Annotated in this window: 2 protein-coding genes and 1 pseudogene; 1 reads left to right on the top strand and 2 read right to left on the bottom strand. The window is 68.5% G+C overall.

Going from position 1 to position 1,798, the window contains the following annotated elements; translation table 11 throughout:
• Positions 1 to 172: 172 nt before the first annotated feature.
• A complete protein-coding gene (locus H7I57_RS06820) occupies positions 173 to 844 on the top strand; it encodes a TetR/AcrR family transcriptional regulator (RefSeq protein ID WP_264022616.1) in 672 nt (223 codons plus the stop codon).
• Here H7I57_RS06820 and H7I57_RS06815 read toward each other — a convergent pair.
• The gene (locus H7I57_RS06815; RefSeq protein ID WP_264022615.1) at positions 813 to 1,583 is read right to left on the bottom strand and encodes an SDR family NAD(P)-dependent oxidoreductase; all 771 of its coding nucleotides are present in this window, start codon (positions 1,581 to 1,583) and stop codon (positions 813 to 815) included. The genes H7I57_RS06820 and H7I57_RS06815 overlap by 32 nt on opposite strands.
• Positions 1,584 to 1,798, bottom strand: a pseudogene (locus H7I57_RS06810) (hypothetical protein); the annotation flags it as partial.

Below are 1,798 nucleotides of genomic sequence, written 5' to 3'. Positions count from 1 at the left end.
AGCAGCCTGACCCACAACACCAACACCCCCGCCGTCACCACACGGCCATACCGACGCGCAGACTCCACACCCAACTCACCGCCATTTTCGGATTAGCAGAAGAAGTGCGAGAGGACGCCTGCTGGAATGCAATTCCGGCGGAGAGACGGTAGCGGGCTATCATCCCGTAGCAATGCGAAGTCATGGCTGGTCAGGGAATCCGCCCGCGTCGGACGAGGAGGCGATCGCCCGCATCCTCGGCTCGGCGGAGCGGATCGTCGCCGAACGCGGATCCTCGATGCGCATCGCCGACGTCGCGCGCGACCTCGGCGTCACCCGCCAGACGGTGTACCGCTACTTCCCCAGCACCGAGGCGCTGCTGGTGGCCTGCGCGATGCAGCAGGCCGACGGGTTCCTGGGACGTCTGGAACGACGAGTGCGCCACCAGACCGACCCGGTCACCACCCTGGTCGAGAGCGTGGCCTTCACCATCGAGTCGCTGGCCGACGACCCGCAGATCAGTCTCCTGCTCAGCCGGCGGGGCACGCGAACGGTCGGTGGATCCATCACCTCCAACACCGCATACGCGTTCGGCCGGGCGATGCTGCACCGACTCGACGTGGACTGGGCGGCCCACGGATTCGACGAGCCCGCTCTGGCCGAACTCAACGAGTTCCTTCTGCGGGTGGTGAAGTCGTTTCTGATCGACGCGGGCAAACCCACCCGCGACGCCGCCCAGCTGCGCGAGTTCCTGTCCAGGTGGATCGGGCCCGCGATCGTGTACCCGCAGGTCGCGCAGACCCTCGGCCCGCTCGTCGGACTCGACGATCCGGCTAGCGCGGCGTCCCTCCCCCGTCGACCATGATCACCTGTCCGGTGAGGTAACTGCCGGCGTCCGACGTCAAAAGCAAAGCAGCACCGATCATTTCGTCAGCAGACGCGAGTCGGCGCATCAGCGTGCCGTTGACCATGCCGTCGATGGCCTCCTGCGGGTTGCTGCGCATCATGTCGGTGTCCACCGGCCCGGGGGCCAGCGCGTTGACCCGGATGCCGTGGTGGCAGAACTCGGCGGCCATCGAGCGGGTGAACGACATCAGCGCCGCCTTCATCGACGCGTACATCGACAGCATCGGCGCGAAGATGAATGCGCCGACCGACACCATGTTCAGCACCGCGGCATGCGGGCTGGCCTTCAGATGCGGCAACGCCTCCTGGGTCAGAAACACCGGCCCGCGCAGGTTCACCTCGAACGACTTCGTCAACGCGTCGACGGTCAGCTGACCGAGCGGCTGGGCCAGCGGGTTGGCGGCGTTGTTCACCAGGACGTCCACACCGCCGAACTCCGACACCGTGCGCGCGACGAGCGCCCCCAGGTCATCGACCTCACCGAGGTGGGTGGGCACCCCGATCGCCTCACCGCCCAGGTCGCGCAGATGCTGCGCCGCCCGCTCACAGGCGTCGGCCTTGCGGCTGGCCACCACGACCCGCGCGCCGGCCAGCACATAGCCCTCGGCCAGCGCCAGCCCGATCCCGCGGGTGCCGCCGGTGACGACGACGGTCCGGTCTGTCATGTCGAACAGCCGGTCGAATGCCGCGCGGTCCACCTAGATGCAACCGCTGACGCTGATCCGGCGACCGACGCTGGCGCAGACGTCGACGTTCGGCGTCGGGTCGATGTACACCGGTGGCGGTGGCGGTGGCGGCGGCAGTGGCGGTGGCGGCGGTGGCGTAGGCCAGCACCGCCGTGGTGCTGGGACCGGCGTTGAGGTTGCTGGTGGGGTCGTGGTCGGTGACGGCCCAGGGGTTGGCGGCGAGGGTC

The sequence above is a fragment of the Mycolicibacterium pyrenivorans genome (assembly GCF_025821625.1).
Lineage (GTDB): Bacteria > Actinomycetota > Actinomycetes > Mycobacteriales > Mycobacteriaceae > Mycobacterium > Mycobacterium pyrenivorans.
This window is presented reverse-complemented; position numbering and strand designations above follow the sequence as displayed.

What these genes read in the sequence shown, in the direction of transcription:
- H7I57_RS06820 (WP_264022616.1), top strand. Translation starts at nt 173, where the DNA reads ATGCGAAGTCATGGCTGGTCAGGGAATCCGCCCGCGTCGGACGAGGAG.